This is a genomic window from Pseudomonas sp. xss_4 (assembly GCF_043104125.1).
GTDB lineage: Bacteria > Pseudomonadota > Gammaproteobacteria > Pseudomonadales > Pseudomonadaceae > Aquipseudomonas > Aquipseudomonas parafulva_B.
Window position 1 is genome coordinate 92,623 of record NZ_JBICKJ010000091.1, and the last position, 20,946, is coordinate 113,568.

Annotated in this window: 22 protein-coding genes and 1 tRNA gene; 4 read left to right on the top strand and 19 right to left on the bottom strand. The window is 61.1% G+C overall.

The window, feature by feature from the left end; translation table 11 throughout:
- Positions 1 to 67 precede the first annotated feature (67 nt).
- The gene (locus ACF8GB_RS20485) at positions 68 to 1,504 is read left to right on the top strand and encodes a M48 family metalloprotease (RefSeq protein ID WP_392527578.1); all 1,437 of its coding nucleotides are present in this window, start codon (positions 68 to 70) and stop codon (positions 1,502 to 1,504) included.
- A 248-nt stretch (positions 1,505 to 1,752) separates the two neighbouring features.
- Here ACF8GB_RS20485 and nadA read toward each other — a convergent pair whose 3' ends face one another.
- Together nadA and ACF8GB_RS20495 are read right to left on the bottom strand one after the other, a co-directional pair.
- Positions 1,753 to 2,811: a quinolinate synthase NadA gene (gene nadA, locus ACF8GB_RS20490; protein ID WP_058604303.1), complete on the bottom strand. Its 1,059-nt coding sequence runs from the start codon at positions 2,809 to 2,811 to the stop codon at positions 1,753 to 1,755.
- A 225-nt stretch (positions 2,812 to 3,036) separates the two neighbouring features.
- A complete protein-coding gene (locus ACF8GB_RS20495) occupies positions 3,037 to 4,548 on the bottom strand; it encodes a YdgA family protein (RefSeq protein WP_392527579.1) in 1,512 nt (503 codons plus the stop codon).
- Positions 4,549 to 4,979: 431 nt separating this feature from the next.
- On the opposite strand from ACF8GB_RS20495, the gene ACF8GB_RS20500 reads away from it, so the two are divergent.
- Together ACF8GB_RS20500 and ACF8GB_RS20505 are read left to right on the top strand one after the other, a co-directional pair.
- Entirely contained in the window at positions 4,980 to 6,335 is a 1,356-nt protein-coding gene (locus ACF8GB_RS20500; protein ID WP_392515659.1) for an APC family permease, read from the top strand.
- 12 nt (positions 6,336 to 6,347) lie between these two features.
- The gene (locus ACF8GB_RS20505; RefSeq protein WP_145254991.1) at positions 6,348 to 7,307 is read left to right on the top strand and encodes a cation diffusion facilitator family transporter; all 960 of its coding nucleotides are present in this window, start codon (positions 6,348 to 6,350) and stop codon (positions 7,305 to 7,307) included.
- Positions 7,308 to 7,317: 10 nt separating this feature from the next.
- Here the strand turns inward: ACF8GB_RS20505 and ACF8GB_RS20510 are convergent, their stop codons facing one another.
- Positions 7,318 to 8,103 (bottom strand): EAL domain-containing protein, encoded by a 786-nt coding sequence (locus tag ACF8GB_RS20510; protein WP_058638499.1) that lies wholly within the window; start codon positions 8,101 to 8,103, stop codon positions 7,318 to 7,320.
- A 225-nt stretch (positions 8,104 to 8,328) separates the two neighbouring features.
- Between ACF8GB_RS20510 and ACF8GB_RS20515 the strand changes: the two genes are divergently transcribed.
- Positions 8,329 to 9,102: an alpha/beta fold hydrolase gene (locus tag ACF8GB_RS20515; protein ID WP_058638500.1), complete on the top strand. Its 774-nt coding sequence runs from the start codon at positions 8,329 to 8,331 to the stop codon at positions 9,100 to 9,102.
- A 66-nt stretch (positions 9,103 to 9,168) separates the two neighbouring features.
- Here the strand turns inward: ACF8GB_RS20515 and ACF8GB_RS20520 are convergent, their stop codons facing one another.
- The 16 genes from ACF8GB_RS20520 to ACF8GB_RS20595 form a co-directional block, all read right to left on the bottom strand.
- The gene (locus ACF8GB_RS20520; RefSeq protein WP_058638501.1) at positions 9,169 to 9,546 is read right to left on the bottom strand and encodes a hypothetical protein; all 378 of its coding nucleotides are present in this window, start codon (positions 9,544 to 9,546) and stop codon (positions 9,169 to 9,171) included.
- Positions 9,547 to 9,568: 22 nt separating this feature from the next.
- Positions 9,569 to 10,036: a hypothetical protein gene (locus ACF8GB_RS20525; protein ID WP_392527580.1), complete on the bottom strand. Its 468-nt coding sequence runs from the start codon at positions 10,034 to 10,036 to the stop codon at positions 9,569 to 9,571.
- 427 nt (positions 10,037 to 10,463) lie between these two features.
- Positions 10,464 to 10,539 (bottom strand) — tRNA-Lys (locus ACF8GB_RS20530).
- 61 nt (positions 10,540 to 10,600) lie between these two features.
- Positions 10,601 to 11,275: a 7-cyano-7-deazaguanine synthase QueC gene (queC, locus tag ACF8GB_RS20535; protein ID WP_145254988.1), complete on the bottom strand. Its 675-nt coding sequence runs from the start codon at positions 11,273 to 11,275 to the stop codon at positions 10,601 to 10,603.
- A 15-nt stretch (positions 11,276 to 11,290) separates the two neighbouring features.
- On the bottom strand, positions 11,291 to 11,938 hold the full coding sequence (queE, locus tag ACF8GB_RS20540; protein WP_023536244.1) for a 7-carboxy-7-deazaguanine synthase QueE: 648 nt from the start codon (positions 11,936 to 11,938) through the stop codon (positions 11,291 to 11,293).
- Between the two features lie 174 nt (positions 11,939 to 12,112).
- Positions 12,113 to 12,919, bottom strand: coding sequence for a tol-pal system protein YbgF (gene ybgF, locus ACF8GB_RS20545; protein ID WP_058604311.1), 807 nt, complete (start codon positions 12,917 to 12,919; stop codon positions 12,113 to 12,115).
- Between the two features lie 6 nt (positions 12,920 to 12,925).
- Positions 12,926 to 13,429, bottom strand: a complete 504-nt coding sequence (pal, locus tag ACF8GB_RS20550) for a peptidoglycan-associated lipoprotein Pal (RefSeq protein ID WP_023536326.1) — start codon at positions 13,427 to 13,429, stop codon at positions 12,926 to 12,928.
- A gap of 54 nt (positions 13,430 to 13,483) precedes the next feature.
- On the bottom strand, positions 13,484 to 14,755 hold the full coding sequence (tolB, locus tag ACF8GB_RS20555) for a Tol-Pal system beta propeller repeat protein TolB (protein ID WP_058604312.1): 1,272 nt from the start codon (positions 14,753 to 14,755) through the stop codon (positions 13,484 to 13,486).
- Between the two features lie 26 nt (positions 14,756 to 14,781).
- On the bottom strand, positions 14,782 to 15,903 hold the full coding sequence (gene tolA / locus ACF8GB_RS20560) for a cell envelope integrity protein TolA (protein WP_392527581.1): 1,122 nt from the start codon (positions 15,901 to 15,903) through the stop codon (positions 14,782 to 14,784).
- Positions 15,903 to 16,355: a protein TolR gene (tolR, locus tag ACF8GB_RS20565; protein WP_003254760.1), complete on the bottom strand. Its 453-nt coding sequence runs from the start codon at positions 16,353 to 16,355 to the stop codon at positions 15,903 to 15,905. The genes tolA and tolR overlap by 1 nt, the downstream gene beginning before the upstream one ends.
- Before the next feature lie 14 nt (positions 16,356 to 16,369).
- Positions 16,370 to 17,065 (bottom strand): protein TolQ, encoded by a 696-nt coding sequence (gene tolQ / locus ACF8GB_RS20570; protein WP_023536305.1) that lies wholly within the window; start codon positions 17,063 to 17,065, stop codon positions 16,370 to 16,372.
- A gap of 2 nt (positions 17,066 to 17,067) precedes the next feature.
- Positions 17,068 to 17,520 carry a tol-pal system-associated acyl-CoA thioesterase gene (gene ybgC / locus ACF8GB_RS20575; RefSeq protein WP_058604314.1) on the bottom strand — a complete coding sequence of 151 codons (453 nt, stop codon included), beginning with the start codon at positions 17,518 to 17,520 and terminating at the stop codon, positions 17,068 to 17,070.
- Positions 17,521 to 17,644: 124 nt separating this feature from the next.
- Complete coding sequence (gene ruvB, locus ACF8GB_RS20580) at positions 17,645 to 18,691, bottom strand: Holliday junction branch migration DNA helicase RuvB (RefSeq protein WP_145254979.1); 1,047 nt, start codon at positions 18,689 to 18,691, stop codon at positions 17,645 to 17,647.
- A complete protein-coding gene (ruvA, locus tag ACF8GB_RS20585) occupies positions 18,688 to 19,305 on the bottom strand; it encodes a Holliday junction branch migration protein RuvA (RefSeq protein WP_058604315.1) in 618 nt (205 codons plus the stop codon). Before ruvA ends, ruvB begins: the two co-directional genes overlap by 4 nt.
- Before the next feature lie 108 nt (positions 19,306 to 19,413).
- A complete protein-coding gene (ruvC, locus tag ACF8GB_RS20590; RefSeq protein ID WP_023536229.1) occupies positions 19,414 to 19,938 on the bottom strand; it encodes a crossover junction endodeoxyribonuclease RuvC in 525 nt (174 codons plus the stop codon).
- Between the two features lie 159 nt (positions 19,939 to 20,097).
- Positions 20,098 to 20,844, bottom strand: a complete 747-nt coding sequence (locus ACF8GB_RS20595; RefSeq protein ID WP_058604316.1) for a YebC/PmpR family DNA-binding transcriptional regulator — start codon at positions 20,842 to 20,844, stop codon at positions 20,098 to 20,100.
- Between the last annotated feature and the right edge of the window lie 102 nt (positions 20,845 to 20,946).

Below are 20,946 nucleotides of genomic sequence, written 5' to 3' on the forward strand. Positions count from 1 at the left end.
AGCGCCACTGGTCGCCAACGTGTGAGCCCGCTACAGTAGCAATCTTTGACCGACGCGAGCTTCGTGCATGAATCTACTGCGCCCTACCCTGCTGACGCTGGCCTGCCTGATGGCCCTGCCTGGCCATGCTGACGACTTGCCGTCGCTGGGTGACGCCAGTTCGGCGATCGTTTCGCCACAGCAGGAACATCAGCTTGGCCGCGCCTGGCTGAGCCTGCTGCGCGGCCAGGTCAACCAACTCAACGACCCGCAGCTCAAGGACTACGTGGAGACCAGCGTGTACCGCCTGGCCGAAACCAGCCAGCTGCAGGATCGTCGCCTGGAGTTCATCCTGATCGACAGCCGCGAACTCAACGCGTTTGCAGCACCAGGCGGCATCGTGGGTGTCAACGGCGGGTTGTTCCTCAATGCGCAGACCGAAGGCGAGTACGCGTCGGTGCTGGCGCACGAACTGGCGCACTTGTCCCAACGGCACTTTGCCCGAGGTATCGAGGCCCAGCAACGCATGCAGTTGCCGATGATGGCAGCGTTGCTCACCGGTATCGTGCTGGCGGCCGGTGGCGCCGGTGATGCCGGCATCGGCATGATTGCCGGTACCCAGGCTGCGGCGATTCAGGAGCAGCGCAGGTTCTCCCGGCAAAACGAGCAGGAAGCCGACCGCATCGGCATTCAGAACCTGGAAAAGGCCGGCTACGATCCGCGCAACATGCCGACAATGTTCGAACGCCTGGCGCGTCAGTACCGTTATGACGCCAAGCCGCCGGAATTTCTGTTGACGCACCCGGTAACCGAGTCGCGGATCGCCGACACCCGCAACCGGGCCGAGCAGGCGCCAAAAGGCGGTGTGGAAGACAGCCGGCGCTATCAGCTGATTCGCGCCCGGGTAGCGCTGACGTATGAAGGTACGCCGGGGCTTGCGGCCAAGCGTTTTCGCGCCCAGCTCGACGAAGACCCCAAACTCGATGCGGCGCGTTACGGGTTGGCGCTGGCGCAGATCAAGGGCGGTCAGCTCAACGAAGCACGGGAGATGCTCAAGCCGCTGCTAGCCAAGGCGCCCAACGACATTACCTACAACCTGGCGCAGATCGATCTGGATATCACCAACAATCGCCTGGCCGATGCACAGCAGCGGGCCGAGCGCATGCAGGGGCTGTACCCAGGTAATTACCCGCTCAAGCAGGTGCGCGCCGACCTGCTGGTCAAGCAGAACAAGCCGGCCGAGGCGGAGAAGGTGTTGAACGATCTGATCAAGAGCCGCCCGGATGATCCGGACGTCTGGTACGACATGGCCGAGGTGCGCGGGCTGTCGGGCAATACCATCGGCCTGCACCGGGCGCGGGCGGAATACTTCACCTTGGTGGGGGACTTTGATCAGGCCATTCAGCAGCTCGACTACGCCAAGCGCCGCGCCGGGGGGAATTTCCCGCTGGCCTCGCAGATCGACCAACGCCAGCGAGAGGTGCTGGAGCAGCAGCGCATGGTGCGGGAGATGATGGGGCGCTGAGGCGTTTCAGGGTCTGGGGCGGGACCGTTTCCAATGTTGAACAACATGCCTGAGCGGTCTCGCCGGGGCGCCGGACCGGCCGCGACGGCCTGTGATGCGGGGCTGATATCTTGGGGCCGCTACGCGGCCCATCGCGGCGCGAGGCCGCTCCCACACGGAGACCCTCTAGCTCACCGATTCGGCGCAATGTAGGAGCGTCATCTGCCTCGGGCATGGCACCAGGACCTGCATTTCAGCCATTGCTTACCTCACGCGTTCCCGGAAAGCTTCAACCTGGCCGCCTGGGTGAAATCCAGCATCCGGTTCAGCGGCTTGATGGCCTTGGGCACCAGGGCTGGGTCGACGAAGATCTCGTCCCCGCCACTGCGCAGGCAATGCAGCACGCGCTCCAGGGTGTTCATGGCCATCCACGGGCAGTGGGCACAGCTGCGGCAGGCCGCGCCGTTGCCGGCAGTGGGCGCCTCGATGAAGACCTTGTCGGGGCATAGCTGCTGCATCTTGTAGAAGATGCCGCGGTCGGTGGCGACGATAAAGGTCTTGTTAGGCAGCGTCTGGGCAGCCTTGATCAACTGGCTGGTGGAGCCCACCGCATCGGCCAGGTCGATCACCGACTCCGGCGACTCGGGATGGACCAGCACCGCGGCGTCCGGGTACAGGGCCTTCATGTCGGCGAGCTGACGCGACTTGAACTCCTCATGAACGATGCAGGCACCGTCCCACAGCAGCATGTCGGCACCGGTCTGCTTCTGGATGTAGCGACCCAGGTGCTGATCGGGGCCCCAGATGATGGTCTCGCCGTTATCCATCAGGCTTTCGACGATTTCCAGCGCGCAACTGGAAGTGACCACCCAATCGGCCCGTGCCTTCACGGCAGCGGAGGTGTTGGCGTAAACCACCACGGTACGCTCGGGGTGCTGATCGCAGAAGGCAGAGAATTCTTCGATGGGGCAACCCAGATCAAGCGAACAGGTCGCTTCAAGCGTGGGCATCAATACGCGTTTGTGAGGAGTGAGAATTTTGGCGGTTTCACCCATGAAACGCACGCCGGCCACGATCACTGTCTCGGCCGGGTGCTGCTTGCCAAAGCGGGCCATTTCCAGCGAGTCGGACACACAGCCGCCGGTTTCCTCCGCCAGGGCCTGGATCACCGGGTCGCAGTAATAATGGGCAACCAGCACGGCATTCTGCGCCTTGAGCTCGGCAGCGATGGCCGCACGGTATTCGGCCTGCTGCTCGTCCGTCAGCGGGTTGGGCTGCTTGGCGTCGAGGTGAGCCTGTACCAACAGGCGTTCGGAAATCTGGGTCATGATCGCTGGACCTGCAAGCGCGTGCGCGCATCAAATCGAGTGTATCACCCGGCCCTGGCAGATCGGCTAAGGGCGCCGGACGGCGCAGGCCGCCACGGCCCTCTGCGGGCGCGGATTATTATGGAGGCCGAAGGCTACAGAGAAACCCAAGATTTCTAAAGCGGTTTTTATCCAGCCCTTACCCGCCCTCGTACCAGCGGCTCAAGGGCAGGTAAAGCCGGGCACTCAGCGTTGCGGCGAGAGCATTGCCAGCCGTGTATTGACGAACGCGGCAAAGGCTTCGAGCGTCATTTTCTGGCCATTGAAATCGACCATGCCATCGGCATAGTGCAACGAGCTGATCACCTTATCGCCTTCCACCGTAGCCAGGCCGCTCTGCACGCCCATCAAGCCGACCATCTCTCCTGCCTGGCCAGACTGCGTGGCGATGGCCTGGGCATCGGTCTGACCGTCGAGCAGGGCCTGCAAGGTCGCCAGGTCTCCTAGTATTGGCTTGGACAAGGACAGTTTGCTGGTGACCTGCGTCACCATCTGCTTCAACGCCTGATCTTGTGGCAAGTCGAAGGAAGACGGCGCGTCGAAGTCCATGGCCAGGTTGAAGTGGCTCTCGCCATTGGCGGTCTTGAGGCTCAAATCTTCGAGCGCCACCTTGGGTTTTGCGGCCAGCAGCGTGCGCAAGTCACCTTGGAATTTAGCCTTTTCAGCTTCGGTCATGTTGATCTGTGGCGCCGACTGCCCGGCAGCTGCCGCTGCCTCGAACTCAGGCAAATGCGCCGCATACCAGTTACTCAACGCCTGCAGCGCGGGCGCATGAATGGACTTGAAGCCGACGATCATCTGGGCCTTGCCGACCGCTCGCCCATCCCAGGTGATGTCCCCAAGTTTGTATTCGACACGCCCGCCAAAGGTGTCGGGACCTTCGAGGCTTTGCAGGGTACTGAGCTCTCCCCCCTTGATGACCAGCGCCTGCTGCCTGGGCCCGAGGATAATCTTGGTCTCGGCCAGATAAAGGTCAGCGTTGCCCGAGAACAGGTTGTCATGCGCAGTCGCCGCCAGCTTGCCACCCAACTTCAGCCCATTGAGCTCGAAGATGACGGGAGGTTGGTCTTCGCTCACCAGCTTCATCAGAAAGTGATCGGCTTCGCCATGGAAGCGCGAATCCTTGCCGTCGCGATCCCCGCTGACCCCAAGCTCCATGCCCGAGAACGCCAGGCTGGTGCCGTTGGCATCGTCGAGCTTGACCGGCGCCAGGCGAACCTGGCTGTCGACACTGCCGCCGTACCCCATGCTGGTCTGGGCGCTGAACGGCACGCGGTCCCCGGCTGCTGCGTACCAGGGCGCCGTGACATCGTCCTTGTCCAGCGTGGTGTTGCTCAGCGCCAGCACTGGCAAAAGCTTGAAGGTCTTGACGCGGGACCATGGAAACGGGCCGTGCTCGATCTGATCGGTCACGCCCACGTCAAAATTCATGACCTGCTGGCTGCTGGCACGCACATCGCGAGCGATCACACGGTAGTGTGCCGTACTGCTGAACCAGCGCTGGTCCAGCGATACCAACTCGATGCGTACGCTGCCACCTGTGTTCACCAGCGACTTTTGCAGCTGCGCGTTGCTCAGGGCCAAGGCATGGTCCAGCTCACTCGGCAGTCGCTTGCCGGTGTACCAGGCGCCGCCAATGACCACTGCGGCAAAGGCCACCGCTACGCCGGACAGAATTGCTACTGAAGTCTTCTTCATGAATAAAACCGATTGATGTCCATAAAGGCTCGCACATCGCCTGCGCAGCCAGGAAAATGCAGCATATCACCGAAGGCCAGGCAGGTTGGCGGCAGTTCCAGGCAGGAAATCGTGCAACCCGTTGCACAGGCCCACTTCAAAGATGTCAATTTTTACGAACACGCTTATGGCCTTAGCAGTGAAAATAAAGACTACAGAGACGCTCGAATGCGTTGATTCCTCGATAAAAAGCGGACCCTCGAAACACCTTGTCACGTTTAACTTGACACCCGAGACCCTATCGTTTTTTATTTTGATCACTTGCGTGATCCCGTCACGCCTCTGCTGCTCCTACATAAAGGTGAACAATATGGAGCCCACCCGCTCGCCGCTGCTGCTTGCGCCCTTCGCTGTACCTGTCTTTCAAGCCCTCGCCTTGGAGCCACGCCAGCATGCAGCCTGAATCCTACGCACCCGAAGCCGGCCAACTGCGCAAGACCTTGCGTCTGTGGCATGTAATCATCATTGGCCTGGCGTACCTGACGCCCATGACCGTGTTCGACACCTTTGGCATCGTGTCAGGCATCACCGCAGGGCACGTACCGAGCGCCTACATCCTGGCCCTTGCCGGGATCCTGTTCACGGCCGTCAGCTATGGCACCCTGGTCAAGCGCTTTCCTCAGTCGGGCTCGGCCTACACATACACCCAGCGTGCCATGAATCCACACGTGGGCTTTCTTGTGGGCTGGTCCTCTTTGCTGGACTACCTGTTGCTGCCCATGGTCAACGCCTTGCTGGCCAAGCTGTACCTGTCTGCCATGTTTCCCGAGGTGGCGCCGTGGGTCTGGGTCGTGGCCTTCGTGTCCCTGATCAGCCTGATCAACATGCGCAGCGTCAATCTGGTTGCGCATTTCAACCTGCTGTTCGTCGGCGTGCAGGTGGCGATCATCGCAGTGTTCATCTACCTGTGCATACGCGGCCTGGACCAGGGCGAAGGGCTGGGCACGGCATGGAGCCTGTTGCCCTTCGCCGACCAGCAGACCCACCTGAGCGCCCTGGCGGCAGGCGCAACCATTCTGTGCTTCTCATTCCTGGGTTTCGATGCGGTCACGTGCCTGTCCGAAGAAACGCGCGACCCGGGCAAAACCATACCGCGGGCCATTTTCCTCACGGCATTGATCGGCGGCGTTGTATTCATCACCGTTTCCTACTTCATCCAGGCTTATTTCCCCACGATGGCACGCTTTCAGGATCAGGAAGCGGCGCTGCCGGAAATCGCCCTGTACGTGGGCGGCAAGCTGTTCCAATCGGTGTTCATCGCGTGCACGGTAATCAACACCATCGCCTCGGGGCTGGCGTCGCAAACCAGCGTGTCGCGCCTGCTGTATGTCATGGGCCGTGACAAGGTCATACCCGCGAGCGTGTTTGCACGGTTGCATTCGCGCTACAAGACACCCGTACTGAACATTGCCGTGGTAGGGGTGATTTCGCTGTCGGCCATCTTCTTCGATCTGGTCACCGCCACCTCCATCATCAACTTCGGTGCATTGGTAGCGTTCAGCTTCGTCAACTTGTCGGTGATTAATCACTGCTACCTGCGAGAGGGCAATCGCCGAGGGCTGGCCAACCAACTTAAGTACCTGGTACTGCCCACCACTGGCTTCTGTATCGTCGTTTCGCTGTGGCTGGACCTGAACATGCACTCGCTGCTGTTCGGCGGGATCTGGGCCACGCTAGGCCTGGTGTACCTAGCCTGGTTGACCAAGGCGTTCCGTGCGGCGCCGCCCAACTGTATCGCCGAGGGATGACGCATACCGACCATGCACAGCTCAACCACAACCGGTTTCTTCGACATCACCACTGAGCAGGGCCTGCTGCGCACCTCGATCGCGGTCACGCTGTTCATCGCCAGCATCGGCATTGCCTTTGGCTTGGCGTCGGGCTCGTTTTCCATCGTGTTCGACGGCGTCTACTCGCTGGTCGATGCCAGCATGAGCGGGCTGTCGCTAATGGTGGTCAGGCTGATCACCTCCCATGCCAGCAGCCTGCAGATGTCGCGCAAACTGCGTGAGCGCTTCACCATGGGCTTCTGGCACCTGGAGCCCATGGTGCTGGCACTCAATGGCATCCTGCTCAGCGGGGTCGCCATCTATGCCCTGATCAACGCCGTGAGCAGCCTGCTGGAGGGTGGCCGTCACTTGGAGTTCGGTATCGCCATGGTCTATGCGGCGCTTACCGTCACCGCCTGCGTGACCATCGCGGTGATCGAGGGCAAGGCCAACCGCAAGCTGCGCTCTGATTTCGTCGCCATGGACGTCAAGGGCTGGGTGATGTCCGCCAGCATCACGGCGGCGCTGCTGATCGCCTTCTGCTTTGGCTATGCCGTGCAGGGTACATCGCTTGAATGGGTATCGCCCTACATCGACCCGGCGGTGCTGGCACTGGTCTGTCTGGTGATCGTGCCGCTGCCGATGTCGGTCGTTCGCCAGGCGTTGGCGGATATCTTTCTCGTCACGCCGGGCGATCTCAAGCAGCATGTGGATGTGGTTGCGCAGGCTTTCGTTGAACGCCATGACCTGCAGTCCTACCGCGCCTATGTGGCCAAGGTGGGGCGCTCACGGGAGATTGAGCTGTACTTCATCGTGCCGCCGCAAATGGCGGCCAAGACCATCGAGCAGTGGGATGCCTGGCGCAACGAGATCGGCGAGGCCATCGGCGGCGAAGGGCCCAACCGCTGGCTGACGGTGGTGTTTACCGGCGACCCCGAGTGGGCCGAATAGACATCAGCACTCAGCCACGCAGGCGTTCGATCAGCGGCAGCGCTTCGATTTCAGGCCGGGCGAAATAGTAGCCTTGCATCAGCTCGATACCCAGGGCTGCCAACGCCTGGCACTCGGCTTCTGTTTCCACGCCTTCGGCGACCAGCAGAATGTTCAGCCGCTGCGCCACCAGCACGATGCCTGCCACAATCACCTGGCGCACCGGGTCGGCCCCAAGGTTGCGTGTCAGCGCCATGTCCAGCTTCAGCAGGTCCGGTTGAAACTCGGCAAGCAGGTTCAAGCCCGAGTAGCCTGACCCGAAATCGTCAATGGCCGTGGTGAATCCCTGCCGGTCGTACTCGCGAAAGATGGACTTCAGGTGTTCGGTGTCCTCGACCCGTTCGCCTTCGGTCACTTCGAAGATCAGCCTGTCGGCCGGAAAATCGAACTGCCTGGAGGCCTCGAGCGTTGCACGAATACAGGTGGCGGGACGGTACACGGCGTTGGGCAGGAAGTTGATGCTGAGCTTGCAATCCTGCACCCGATTGAGCCCAAGCTCGGAGGCTTTTTCGATGGCCTTGACCCGGCAGGCCTGGTCGAAGCGATACAGGTTATCGGGTGTGACCTTGGCCAGCACCTGCGCAGCCCCCTCCCCCGCTACACCTCTGACCAGCGCCTCGTAGGCGTACGGTTTACCCGAAGGTTGGTGAACGATAGGTTGGAAGGCCATGGTGATGCCGAAGCCGAGGTCCGCCATCTCACGGCATTGCTTGCAACCCACAGCTTCGAAAGGCTGCGCAAAGATCAAATCAGCCATGGTGTCTCCGGCAGCTTGATGAAGAGAAAGTAGCGCTGGAATAACACGATCGTTAGAACGTCAGGGCAGCGTTGTTGGCACTTTGACAGCATGCTTGCCCAGAGGTGCGGTGCGCAAGGTGAAGACCAGACAAAAAGGCCTGGCAGCTCGGATTCATTGGGCTTGAGCGGGCAACTCGGTACACTGGCGCCCGATATAACAGCTGACGACACGGACAACTTCGACATGACTGTCTTCAACCACCGGGGCGGCGAGTACCTCACCGTCGGTGATGCACGCCTTTATTACGAACAGCTGGGCGCACCTGACGCACCAGTACTGATCCTGCTGCATGGCGGGCTTGGACATATCGAAACCTTCAACGCCATTACTCCGCATTTAGCCCACCGCTGGCGCGTAATCGGCATCGACAGCCGCGGCCAGGGCATGTCCACCTTGGGCAGCGCACCACTCACCTATGAACGCATGCAGCACGACGTAGAGCGGGTGATCGAGCATCTGGCCCTTGAACGCGTCAGCCTGATCGGGCACAGCGATGGCGGAATCGTCGCGTTGCGCATGGCTGCCTCGCAGGCTGTGACGGTCGATAGGCTCGTCACCATCGGGGCTCACTGGGCGCTGGGCGAGAACGACCCTGCGCGGGCCCTCTACGAGGGTATTACCGCCGCGAAGTGGAGCGGCCTGTTTGCCGAAGATGTGGCTCGCTATGAGGCGATCAACCCGCAACCGGACTTTGCAAGGTTGCTGGAGGCCGTGCGGGGGATGTGGCTCGATGACAGCGAGCACGGTTATCCCGCAGCCAGCGTGGGTGGCATTACCGCGCCATTGCTGGTAGTGCGTGGCGATCGTGATCGCCTGGTTTCACGCGCCAATGCCCTGGAGCTGGTAGAGCAAGTGCCTGGGGCGCAGCTGTTGAACCTGGCGCTGGCTGATCACTCACCTCATGAAACGCACCCGCAATGGCTACTGCCTGTGGTGGAAGCTTTTTTGAATCAGTGATGACGAGAGGCGAAAGCGGTCATCGCTTAACGCCCCTTTGCCCGGTACCTGCTTCCCACTACCGGGCTACGCCTTGGGCGCCATGTCGATGACCGCACAGCGACCATTGGCCCTGACTTTCTGCACCACGTGCGCCCTGTCGACAAAGACGTTGATCTCGCAACTGCCTGAATGCTCTACATCCTGCCAATACTCGCGGTGTACCAATTGGCCATTTTCAGGGCCGGTGTAGGTGCCCGCAGCCTCCCGGGAGATATACGTGCTGTCGCGCACGTACCTGAGCACAACCATGTCCTGATCAGGTGCCACCATGATGACCCTGGGCACACCGAAATAGTCGATCAGCTCACCGACCGGGCGGCCTTTCCACGCACTGGTTGCCTCAAGTGACGAGCAACCGCTAAGCAGGACAGCGCCCAGGCAAAACACGAGCAGACGGATCATGGCTTCTCTCCTTGGTGGCCAGTTACTTGGCAGGCATCTGTGTGAAGGCGTGGTCGATCTGCCTGATGACCTCGGCCCTGAGCGCTTCGCGGTTCGTTATCTCAAATAGCTGGGGGCCAGCGCGGCTCAACTGCGAAGCTGACATCACACCCAGGTGCTCCATTTTGAGCGCTTGGCGCTCAGCTGGCTTGCAGATGAAATTACGGCTTTGCGCCAACCACGCTTGTTGATCGCCCTGCCATTGATTGGAGAACTTGGCCCTGCGCAAGGTATTGGCCACGCTGCTGAAGTCGAGCGCCCCTGTGACACGGGCCCGCTTGTTCTTGCAATCGACTTCGACGTCGTAGACCGTGAAATCGGGCTTGCCGGGCTGCTGGTCAAACAGGTAGACGCCCACGGATTTGGCGCCGCCGGGGCGCTCGTAGATGTTACTGGGGTCGCCATCTGCAAGGTACACCTTGCTCTTGCCCAGGCTGGCTTGATGATGCACTACTCAGTAATCGCCCTTTTGGGCATTGTCCGCATGGACGGATAAGGCACCCAACAGGAGTGCAAGCGACAGCAGTTGTTTCACTGGGGAGCGCATGACTGGCCATCTCTCTGCCATTACTTAGACGGAACATTTTCCCATCCGCAGTAGTGGGCAAAGGGCTATCTAGTACACCTGGAGTAGGGGTCGCCTGCTGAGACTTCATCAGAGGCCACCTTGCACGTGAAACACTGCCCATGAATGAGGCAGTGTCACTGCAGACAGACTACGGCCCAGTACTTTGACCAGAAACGAAAAAGCCCGCCGATGAGGGCGGGCTTTTCGTACAGATTTCACACAGAAGCGAACTGACTGTTCGATCCATACAATTGCTTTACCTGACGCTGACCCGGTGGTCTAGCTTGAGTATTCGCAACCGCTGCGAAGATGGTGGGTCGTGTAGGATTCGAACCTACGACCAATTGGTTAAAAGCCAACTGCTCTACCAACTGAGCTAACGACCCGTTGGATGGCGCGTATAATACTGATTTCTATAGAGAAATCAACACCCCACAATAAAATTTCTTAAAAATAGCGCGTCGGGTCCGCCACGGCGGCTGCCTTGAAGCCGTCAGCGCGCAAGCGGCAGCTGTCGCACTTGCCACAGGCACGCCCGTCGTCATCAGCCTGGTAGCACGACACAGTCAAGCTATAGTCGACCCCATGCGCCACGCCGGCCTGGACGATCTGGGCTTTGCTCATGTTTTGCAAGGGCGCCTGAATGCGGAACCCCTGCCCTTCGACCCCTGCCTTGGTAGCCAGGTTGGCCATGCGTTCGAAGGCTTCGACGAATTCGGGGCGGCAGTCCGGGTAGCCGGAATAATCCACGGCATTGACACCGATGAAAATGTCACGGGCTTGCAGCACTTCGGCCCAGCCCAGCGCCAGCGACAGAAACACCGTGTTGCGCGCTGGTACGTAGGTCACCGGGATACCCTCCCCTGGCGTTTCCGGCACATCGATGCTGCTGTCGGTCAGGGCCGAGCCACCGATGCCGTCCAGGTTCAGCCCGATCACCTTGTGCTCTACCACGCCCAGGTCCTGGGCGACCCGTGCCGCGGCGTTGAGCTCGGCGCGGTGACGCTGGCCGTAGTCGAAGCTCATGGTATAGCAGGCATAGCCCTGGGCCTTGGCCATGGCCACTACCGTGGCCGAGTCCAGACCACCGGACAGAAGAATTACTGCGCGTTTATCAGTCATGTCTCACTCTCTTGCTCAGCGGCCAGGTTCGTCGTTCCACAACAGTTTGTGCAGCTGAAGCTGGAAACGCACAGGCAAGTTGTCGGCAACGATCCAGTCGGCCAAATCAGTGGCACTCACTTGGTGGTGGCTGGGCGAGAACAATACTTCGCCGGCGCGCTCGGCCAGGTTGTACTGAATCAACTTGGACACCGCCCAGTCGTAGTCTTCGCGGGAGCAGATGACGAACTTGACCTGGTCGTTGCGCGTCAGGTGCTCGATGTTCTCATAGCGGTTGCGGTGCGATTCTTCCGAACCTGGGGTTTTCAGGTCGACGACGCGGCTGACACGGGTGTCGGTGCCGGCGATATCGAGCGCTCCGCTGGTTTCCAGCGAGACTTCGTAACCGGCGTCGCACAGGCGCTGCAACAGGGGCAAGGCGTTAGGCTGGGCGAGGGGCTCGCCGCCCGTCACGCAGACATAGCGCGGCTTGAAGCCGGCCACCTGTTCAAGGATCGAATCCAGGCTGCGAAGGGTGCCGCCACTGAAGGCATAGGCGCTGTCGCAGTATTGGCAGCGCAGGGGGCAACCGGTGAGCCGCACGAATACCGTGGGCAGCCCAGCCGTTCGTGTTTCACCCTGCAACGAGTAAAAGACTTCGGTGATGCGTAATGTATCTTGCATGATCGCCACGGGCGTGACAGCAAAACAGGCTGCCCGCCTCCGTCAGGCACTGGCACAGACTCGACATAGCGTTATCCGTGACAGCGTGTTTACGAAAAAAGGGCGGTGATTCTAACGAAAAAACCCGCGCCAGGCGCGGGTTTCTTTCGAACGGGGGGCAAGCGCCGCATTACTTCACAGCTTTTGCAGGTCTCGCTGCGCCAGTTGCGCAGCCGATGTGCCCGGGTATTGGGTCACCACCTGCTGAAGAATGCCCTTTACCTTGTCCGTGTGGCCGAGACGACGCTCGACGTCGGCCAGTTTGTACAAGGAGTCTGGCACCTTGCTGTGTTTGGGGTACTTCTGGCTTACCTGGGCAAACGCCTGGCTTGCGCCCTGCAGGTCACCCTTGGCCAGGTTCACTTCGCCCAGCCAATACTGTGCGTTACCGGCATATTGGCTGCTGGGGTACTTGCGCAGGAAGGCGTTGAACGCCTGGCTGGCTTTGTCGAAGTCTTTTTGCTTGATCAGGTCGAAGGCAGCATCGTAGTAGAGCTTCTCCTTGGCCGGATCACCGGGCTCGCTACTGGCGGCCGGTTGTTGGGCAGCAGCACCGGCTGCAGCCCCCGCGGCGGCGCCAGAGGCACCACCGGCGGAAGAATTGTCAGGGGTCGCGGCAGGCGCGGCGCCACTGTTGATGCGACGGTCCAGGTCCTGGTATCGCTCCAGGTTTTCCTGCTTCATGCGAGACACATCGTTTTGCAACTCTTCGATGATGCCTTGCTGGCGGGAAAGCTGATCCTGCATCTGTTGCAGCTGCATGAACAGCTGGCCCTGTGCAGAGGCAGGGGCCGAAGCCCCTGACCCGGCATAGGCGCCGCTCGTGCCATAACCCGCAGGCGGATAGCTGCCTGTGTTGTCATCTACTACAGGGACTGCAGCCCACGCCGAAAGGGGCAGGCTGAGTGCGAGGACGGTTACTGCACGACGGCACTTGCGCATAGGAACTTACTTACGCAGTTCTACGCGACGGTTTTGAGCCCAGGACTGCTCGTCGTTGCCGGTAGCAACTGGACGCTCTTCACCGTAGGAAACCACTTCCAGCTGAGCAGGGGAAACGCCCTGCAGAACCAGGTAGCGCTGAACGGCCTTGGCACGACGCTCACCCAGAGCCATGTTGTACTCGCGGGTGCCGCGCTCGTCGGTGTTGCCTTCCAGGACAACGCGGTTGCCGTTGGCTTTCAGGTCCTTGGCGTGAACGTCCAGAGCGCGCATGGCTTCTGGCTTCAGGTCCGAGCTGTCGTATTCGAAGTAGAAGGTGGTGATTGCGCGCAGAGCGGCTTCTTCGCTCAGGGAACCGTCGACTGCGCCGGTGTTGGCACCGTAGCCAGCGTTCGGGTCAACGGCGCCAGCGCCTTCACCTGCGTTGTCACCGCCCTTGGAGGAGCAACCTACAGCCACAGCCATGGCCAGAGCCAGCGCAGCGAATTTACCAAACTTCAGCATTTCCATCGTGAAACTCCTAATGAAACCCCAGTGTGTTAAGCAAAACGTATTACGCCGCAATCAGTTCAGGTAAGGGGACCAGGACGGTTCTCTGACTTCGCCTTGAGCGGTAGGAAGTGGGAGCCTCACGCGGCCATTAAGCGACACGAGCATCAAGACTCCCCGGCCCTGCTGGCGGGTGGCGTAGATTAGCATGGTGCCGTTGGGCGCAACAGTGGGAGACTCATCAAGACTTGTTTCCGAGAGAATCTTTACACTTCCGCGTTGCAAGTCCTGAGCGGCAACTTTGAAGTTGGTGAAACCCTGTTGGCGGTGAATCATCACCAGGGTCTTTTCATCCGCCGAGAGTTTAGGGTTGGCGTTGTAGTTACCCACGAAGGTTACGCGCTCGGCGCTGCCGCCACTGACCGACTGTTTGTAGATCTGCGGCTTGCCGCCACGGTCGGACGTGAAGTACAGGGTGTTGCCGTCTTTACCCCAGAAGGGCTCGGTATTGATGCCAGGGCCGGCGGTCACGCGGCTGATCTGACGCGAAGCCACGTTCATCACGTAGATATCCGGGTTGCCATCCTTGGACAACACGAAGGCCAGGCGCGAACCATCGGGCGACCAGGCAGGTGCGCCATTGAGGCCTTCGAAGTTGGTGACCTGTTCACGGCGACCGGTATCGATGTGTTGGACGAAAATACGCGGGCGCTTCTGCTCGAACGATACATAGGCGATGCGTTTGCCATCGGGCGCAAAGCGCGGCGACAGGATGGGCTCGCGGGACTGCAGCAGGGTCACGGCGCGGGCACCGTCATAGTCCGAACGCTGCAGGGTGTAGCGCGTGTTGTTGGTGGAGAAGCGCTCGGCCGTTACGTACAGCATGCGCGTGGAGAAGGCACCCTTGATACCGGTGAGCTTCTCGAACGACTGGTCGGCGATGTAGTGCGACATGTCGCGCAACTGGTCGGTGCTGCCAGCGACGCTGCCGGTCAGGACCTGCTGCTCGGTGGCGACGTTGAACAGGGCGTATTGCACCTGCAAGCGCCCACCGGAGGGCACGATGCTGCCGACCATCACGTACTGGGCACCCAGCGCCTTCCAGTCGCGGAAGATGACTTCGCTGGCCTGGGAAGGCTGGCTGATCATGTTCTGGCGCGGGATAGGCGAATAGTAGCCGGAGTTGCGCAGGTCGTTGCCGATGATGTCGGCCATGTCTTCAGGCAGCACACTGCCACCTTGAACAGCGAACGGCACCACCGCAATTGGCGTTGCCCGGTCACTGCCACTGGTGACCAGGATGTTCTTTTCCTCTGCTACGGCCATGCCTGCCACGCAGCACAGCATGACCAGCAGTCCTCTCAGACGTTTAATCACAACGCTAGATCCTCAGGTGTAAATGTCATCTTGAACGAGCGATATTGGTTGAAATCGCTCGGCTTCATGCCCTGCATTTCAGTCAGGCGACCGATGTTTTTCACCGCTGCCACCGCCGAGCTGTCGTAGGGGCCGTCACCGCTTGACCGGGCCACACTGACGCTGGTGATGGTGCCATCGGGCAACATGCTGATCTGCAGCACCACCGTCATGCCTTTACGCGCCGATGGCGGGCGAGCCCAGCCTTCTGCCGCGCGCATGCGGATCAAGTCGTCGAAGTCGCCGGCCACCTGGTCACCCTGCTCATCGGCCAGCGCCTGCTGCCGCTCGGCGGTGTCGGACAAGAGCTCGGCCAGGGCCTGTGCCTTCTTGTCTTCAGCCGCCTTGCGAGCCGCTTCCTGTGCCTTTTTCTTCTGGGCATCGGCCGCGGCCTTCTTCTTGGCGTCTTCGGCTGCCTTCTTCTTCGCTTCTTCGGCCGCTGCCGCCTTCTTCTTGGCGTCTTCGGCCGCTTTTTTCTTCGCATCCTCGGCGGCCTTCTTCTTGGCCTCCTCGGCAGCTTGCTTTTTCGCCTCTTCAGCGGCCTGCTTCTTGGCCTCTTCTTCGGCTTTTTTCTTCGCTTCTTCCTCGGCCTTCTTCTTGGCGATGTCAGCCTGCTGTTTCTCGGCCGCTTTCTTCGCCTCATCGGCCTTCTTGGCTTCAGCCGCTTTCTTGGCCTCGGCGGCTTTGGCAGCTTCAGCGGCCTTGGCGGCGTCCTCGGCTTTCTTGGCCTCGGCTGCCTCGCGTGCCTCCTGGGCCTTTTGAGCAGCGTCGGCTTTCTTTTGTTCCGCAGCTTTCACCGCTTCCTGCTCGACCTTCTTCTGCTCAAGCTGCTCGACCTCGGTCTGGCGCGAAGCGGTTTTCTTGGCTTCCCCGGCAATCTTCTGATTGGTCTGAGTGGTGGCCTGGCTCTTGGACTTGAGCTGATACAGCGTAGCCTGAACGATCGGCTTGGACGGCGGCAGTTCGGGCGTCATGGCAAAGCTTACGAACAGCATGCCGAATACCAGCACATGCAGGCCGATGGCCCAGATACTGGGCCAGAAGTAGCTTTCCGAGGCAGAGGGCTCGCGCTGTTGCATCAGGGCGCCTCGGTAATCAGGCCGACGTTACCGACACCGGCTTTCTGCAGCCCGCCCATGGCGCCCATGACCGCGCCGTAGTCCACCGCCTTGTCGCCGCGGATGAATACCTGGGTCTGCTTGCCCTGGTCGCGGCCGGCCGCGATGATCTTGGTGACGGCGTCGGTCATGGCCGGCAGGGTCATGGCCTTGTCCATCTGCTTGTCGGTATCGACTTCGCTGCCAAGGTTCCAGTAGTAGGTCTTGTCGGCCTTGATGGAAATGGTAAGGATCTGGACGTTGTTGTCCTGCGGCAAGGCTTCGCTGGAAACCTTGGGCAGGTCGACCTTCACGCCCTGGTTGAGCATGGGCGCCGTCACCATGAAGATGACCAGCAGCACCAGCATCACGTCGATGTAGGGCACCACGTTCATCTCGGCGACGGGCTTGCGTTTGTGGCGAACTCGGGCCATGGGCTTCTACCTGATTACTCTTCGCTGGTGTGCACTTTGCGGTGCAGGATCGCCTGGAATTCGTCGGCGAAGGTGTAGTAACGGCCGATCAGCGTCTCGCTGCGGGCCGCGAAGCGGTTGTACGCAATCACCGCCGGGATGGCCGCGAACAGGCCAATGGCCGTGGCGATCAACGCCTCGGCGATGCCCGGTGCAACGGTGGCGAGCGTGGCTTGCTGGGCGCTGGCCAGGCCGCGGAAGGAGTTCATGATGCCCCATACGGTTCCGAACAGGCCGATATAGGGGCTGGTCGAACCCACGGTCGCCAGGAACGGCAAACTTTGCTCGAGCTTTTCTTCTTCGCGGGAAATGGCAACGCGCATGGCACGGCCAACCCCTTCCATCACGGCATCCGGGTCAACGCCGGGTTGCTGGCGCAGGCGGGAAAATTCCTTGAAGCCTGCACGGAAGACCTGCTCCACACCCGAGTCCGGGTCCGGGTTGCTACCGGCCTGGCGGTACAGCTTGGACAGGTCGATACCCGACCAGAAGCGCTCCTCGAAAGCATCGAGCGCACGACGACCGGCGCGCAGCATGGTGCTGCGCTGGAAAATCATGATCCACGAGGTGACCGAGGCGGCCACCAGGGTCAGCATCACCAGCTGCACCACGACGCTGGCGTTACTGACCAGACTCCACATGGAGGTATGGTCGACGACGTTAGCTTCCACGCTTATTCTCCTGCATTCGATTGATTACCCGAGCCGTCTGCCGCAAAGGCGTCGCGCAGCTGGGGAGGTATGGCTCGGGGTTTGAAAGTGTCGGCGCGCACAGCGGCTATCAGGAACCGCCCTTCGCAGAGCAGCGTGTCGTCCCTTTCCCGCCACACTTGCTGCACGAAGTGCAAGCTGGCGCGATTGAGTTCAAGTACGTGCGCGGTCACCCGCAATTCATCGTCCAGCCGCGCCGGCGCGTGGTAGCGCGCTTCGCTGGAATGGACCACGAACAGCAGGTTGTCGTCAGCCAGTTGCGACTGGGAAAAGCCCAGGTGCCGCAAGCGTTCGGTGCGCGCGCGCTCCATGAATTTCAGGTAGTTGACGTAATACACCACGCCACCGGCATCGGTATCTTCGTAATAGACGCGACAACGGTGTGTGAACGGTTCCAGGCCTTTTTGCGCGCGCATACTCTAGTGCTTACTCCTCGGCTTGCCAATCCGCTCTGGCAACTGTTTTTCAACATTCATGTCCAGGTGCCAACGCCCCCGCTGCATGCCAGCGGTAGGACCACGAAAAGCGTGTTTCGATCTGTCATTCATCACCCGGCTCGGAAAAATCCGCGCCCTCCCCCAACCGCCCGGGAACATTCAGGCCGAAGTGCAGGTAGGCGTGCCGGGTCACCACACGGCCACGGGGGGTGCGCATGATGTAGCCCTGCTGGATGAGATAGGGCTCGAGCACGTCCTCGATGGTGTGACGCTCTTCGCTGATGGCGGCGGCAAGGTTGTCGACACCGACCGGGCCACCGTCGAACTTCTCGATCATGGTCAGCAGCAGGCGCCTGTCGGAATGGTCGAAGCCGCGCTCATCGACGTCCAGCAGGTTGAGCGCCATGTCGGCCACGGCCTTGGTGATCTGGCCTTTGCCGCGCACCTCGGCGTAGTCGCGTACCCGCCGCAGCAAGCGGTTGGCAATGCGCGGCGTGCCACGGGCACGGCGTGCGATCTCGTAGGCACCGAGGTCCTCGATGACCAGCCCCAAGATGTTGGCCGAACGGCTGACGATGGTGGCCAGGTCCTTGTCGCTGTAGAACTCCAGCCGCTGCACGATACCGAAACGATCGCGCAGCGGGTTGGTGAGCATGCCGGCGCGCGTCGTGGCCCCGACCAGTGTGAAAGGTGGCAGGTCGAGCTTGATCGAGCGGGCCGCCGGGCCTTCGCCGATCATGATGTCGAGCTGGAAGTCTTCCATGGCTGGGTAGAGCACTTCTTCGACGATCGGCGACAGCCGGTGGATCTCATCGATGAAGAGCACGTCATGAGGCTCAAGGTTGGTCAGCATGGCGGCCAAGTCGCCAGGGCGCTCGAGAATCGGCCCCGAGGTGCTTTTGACCGACACACCCATTTCGTGGGCGATGATGTTGGCCAGGGTGGTCTTGCCCAGGCCTGGCGGCCCGAAGATCAGGGTGTGGTCGAGCGACTCGCTGCGCCCACGCGCCGCCTGGATGAACAACGCCATCTGCTCGCGCACCACGGGCTGGCCGATGTACTCCTCCAGCCGCAATGGCCGGATGGCGCGATCCTGGACTTCTTCGCGGTCGCGGCCACTGGCAGCGATCAGGCGGTCGGCTTCGATCACTTGGTAATCATCCCCTTGAGGCTGCGACGAATCAGCTCTTCACTGGAAAGCCCCGACTTGTCCTTGATCGCGCCGATGGCCTTGCTCGCTTCCTGAGGCTTGTAGCCCAGGGATACCAGGGCGCTGACCGCATCCGCCTCGGCGCTGGACTCGCTGGCGGCCGGCAGTGGGCCATCGGACACCAGCGTGAACATGGCCGGTGACGTTTCCCAGGCCTTGAAGCGGTCCTTGAGCTCGACCAGCAGGCGCTCTGCTGTTTTTTTGCCTACGCCGGGTACGCGTACCAACACCGAGGCGTCCTGGGCCTGGACGCAGCGCACCAGCTCATCGATCTCGAGCCCGGACATCAGTGCCAGGGCCAGCTTGGGGCCTACACCGTTGAGCCGAATGAGTTCGCGGAACAATTCGCGCTCGCGCTTTTCGGCAAAGCCATAGAGCAGGTGGGCGTCTTCGCGCACCACAAGGTGTGTGTGCACTGTCACCGGTTCGCCGACCTTGGGCAGGCGATAAAGCGTCGTCATAGGGACTTCCAGTTCGTAGCCCACGCCATTGACGTCGATGATGAGGTGCGGCGGCTGCTTTTCCGCCAGGGTGCCGCGCAAACGTCCGATCACGTTTCGATCCTTTTCACGGGGAGCTGCTCGATGGCCGCTCAACCCTATCAGCAAATACGGCAGGCGGACGCTCCACCTGCACAAAATGTGTATCAGCGCATGAAGCGCTTACAGACGCAAGCGCCCACCGCGCCGACGCGCCGTCGACAGCCCATGGGGCACCAGACTCGAACGGGTGTGGGCATGGCACAAGGCGATGGCCAGCGCGTCGGAAGCATCGATCTGGGGCTTCTGGGTCAGCTTGAGCAGGTGCATGACCATCATCATCACCTGGTCCTTGTTCGCCCCGCCGGTACCGGCCACCGCCTGCTTGACCTGAGTGGCGCTGTACTCGGCGATTTCCAAGCCTGCTTCAGCCGCGGCGACGATGGCCGCGCCTCGGGCTTGTCCCAGTTTGAGGGCGGAATCGGCGTTGCGGGCCATGAACACCCGCTCGATGCCCATGGTCACCGGGCCGTGCTGGCCGATGACTTCGCTGACCCCCCGAAACACGATCTGCAAGCGCTCGTGCAGTTCACCACTGCCTGTGCGGATGCAGCCTGAGGCCACGTACTCGCAACCACGTGCGGTCTGGCGGACGACGCCATAACCTGTGATGCGCGAGCCGGGGTCGATACCTAGAATCAGAGTCATAGCGCCTGTCGTTGAAGTGAAGCGGTGTGCAAACAGTACAGGCCCTTTCGCAGATCAACCCCCTGGCCAGGTCGCATGTGTCGCCACCTGTGCCACGGGTGCCCTGCGAAAGGGCCTGTACGACGCCCGGAAGCGTCAGTATGGCGCGCCGGAAAGCCCTCAGCCGAGGTTTTCCATGATCTCGTCGGAAATCTGCGCATTGGAGTAGACGTTCTGTACGTCGTCCAGGTCTTCGAGCATGTCGATCAGCTTGAGTACCTTCTCGGCGCCCTCCTGATCAAGTTCGGCGCTGGTGGTCGGCTGCATCACGATTTCGGCGTCGGCCGCCTTGAAACCGGCCTCTTCCAAGGCATTGCGCACGGCGTAGAAGCTGTTGAACGAGGTGAACACGTCAAACGAGCCGTCCTCGTGGGCCACCACGTCGTCGGCATCGGCCTCCATCGCCGCCTCCATCAAGGCATCCTCCTCCAGGCCCGGTGCAAAACTGATCTGCCCCTTGCGCTCGAACAGGTAGGCGACCGAGCCATCGGTGCCCAGGTTGCCCCCGCACTTGGTAAAGGCATGGCGCACGGCTGCAGCTGTGCGGTTGCGGTTATCGGTCATGGCCTCGACCATGATCGCTACACCGCCCGGCCCGTAACCTTCATAGGTGAGCTCTTCGACGTTGTCGCTTTCGTTCGTGCCGGCGCCACGGGCCACTGCGCGATCGATGATATCGCGGCTCATGTTGGCGCCCAGGGCCTTGTCCAGCGCCAGGCGCAGGCGCGGGTTGGAGGCAGGGTCCGGGCCGCCTTGCTTGGCAGCGACTGTCAGCTCGCGGATCCACTTGGTGAATACCTTGCCCCTCTTGGCATCCTGGCGCTCTTTGCGGTGCTTGATGTTCGCCCACTTGGAATGACCCGCCATAACGACTCCCGATCCGTGTAACAGAAACAGGTTCCGCCCCGAAGGGCGGAACGTGGAAAGACTGCGCCAAAGCGCGTGGGCGCAACCGCCGGCTGCGCCCGG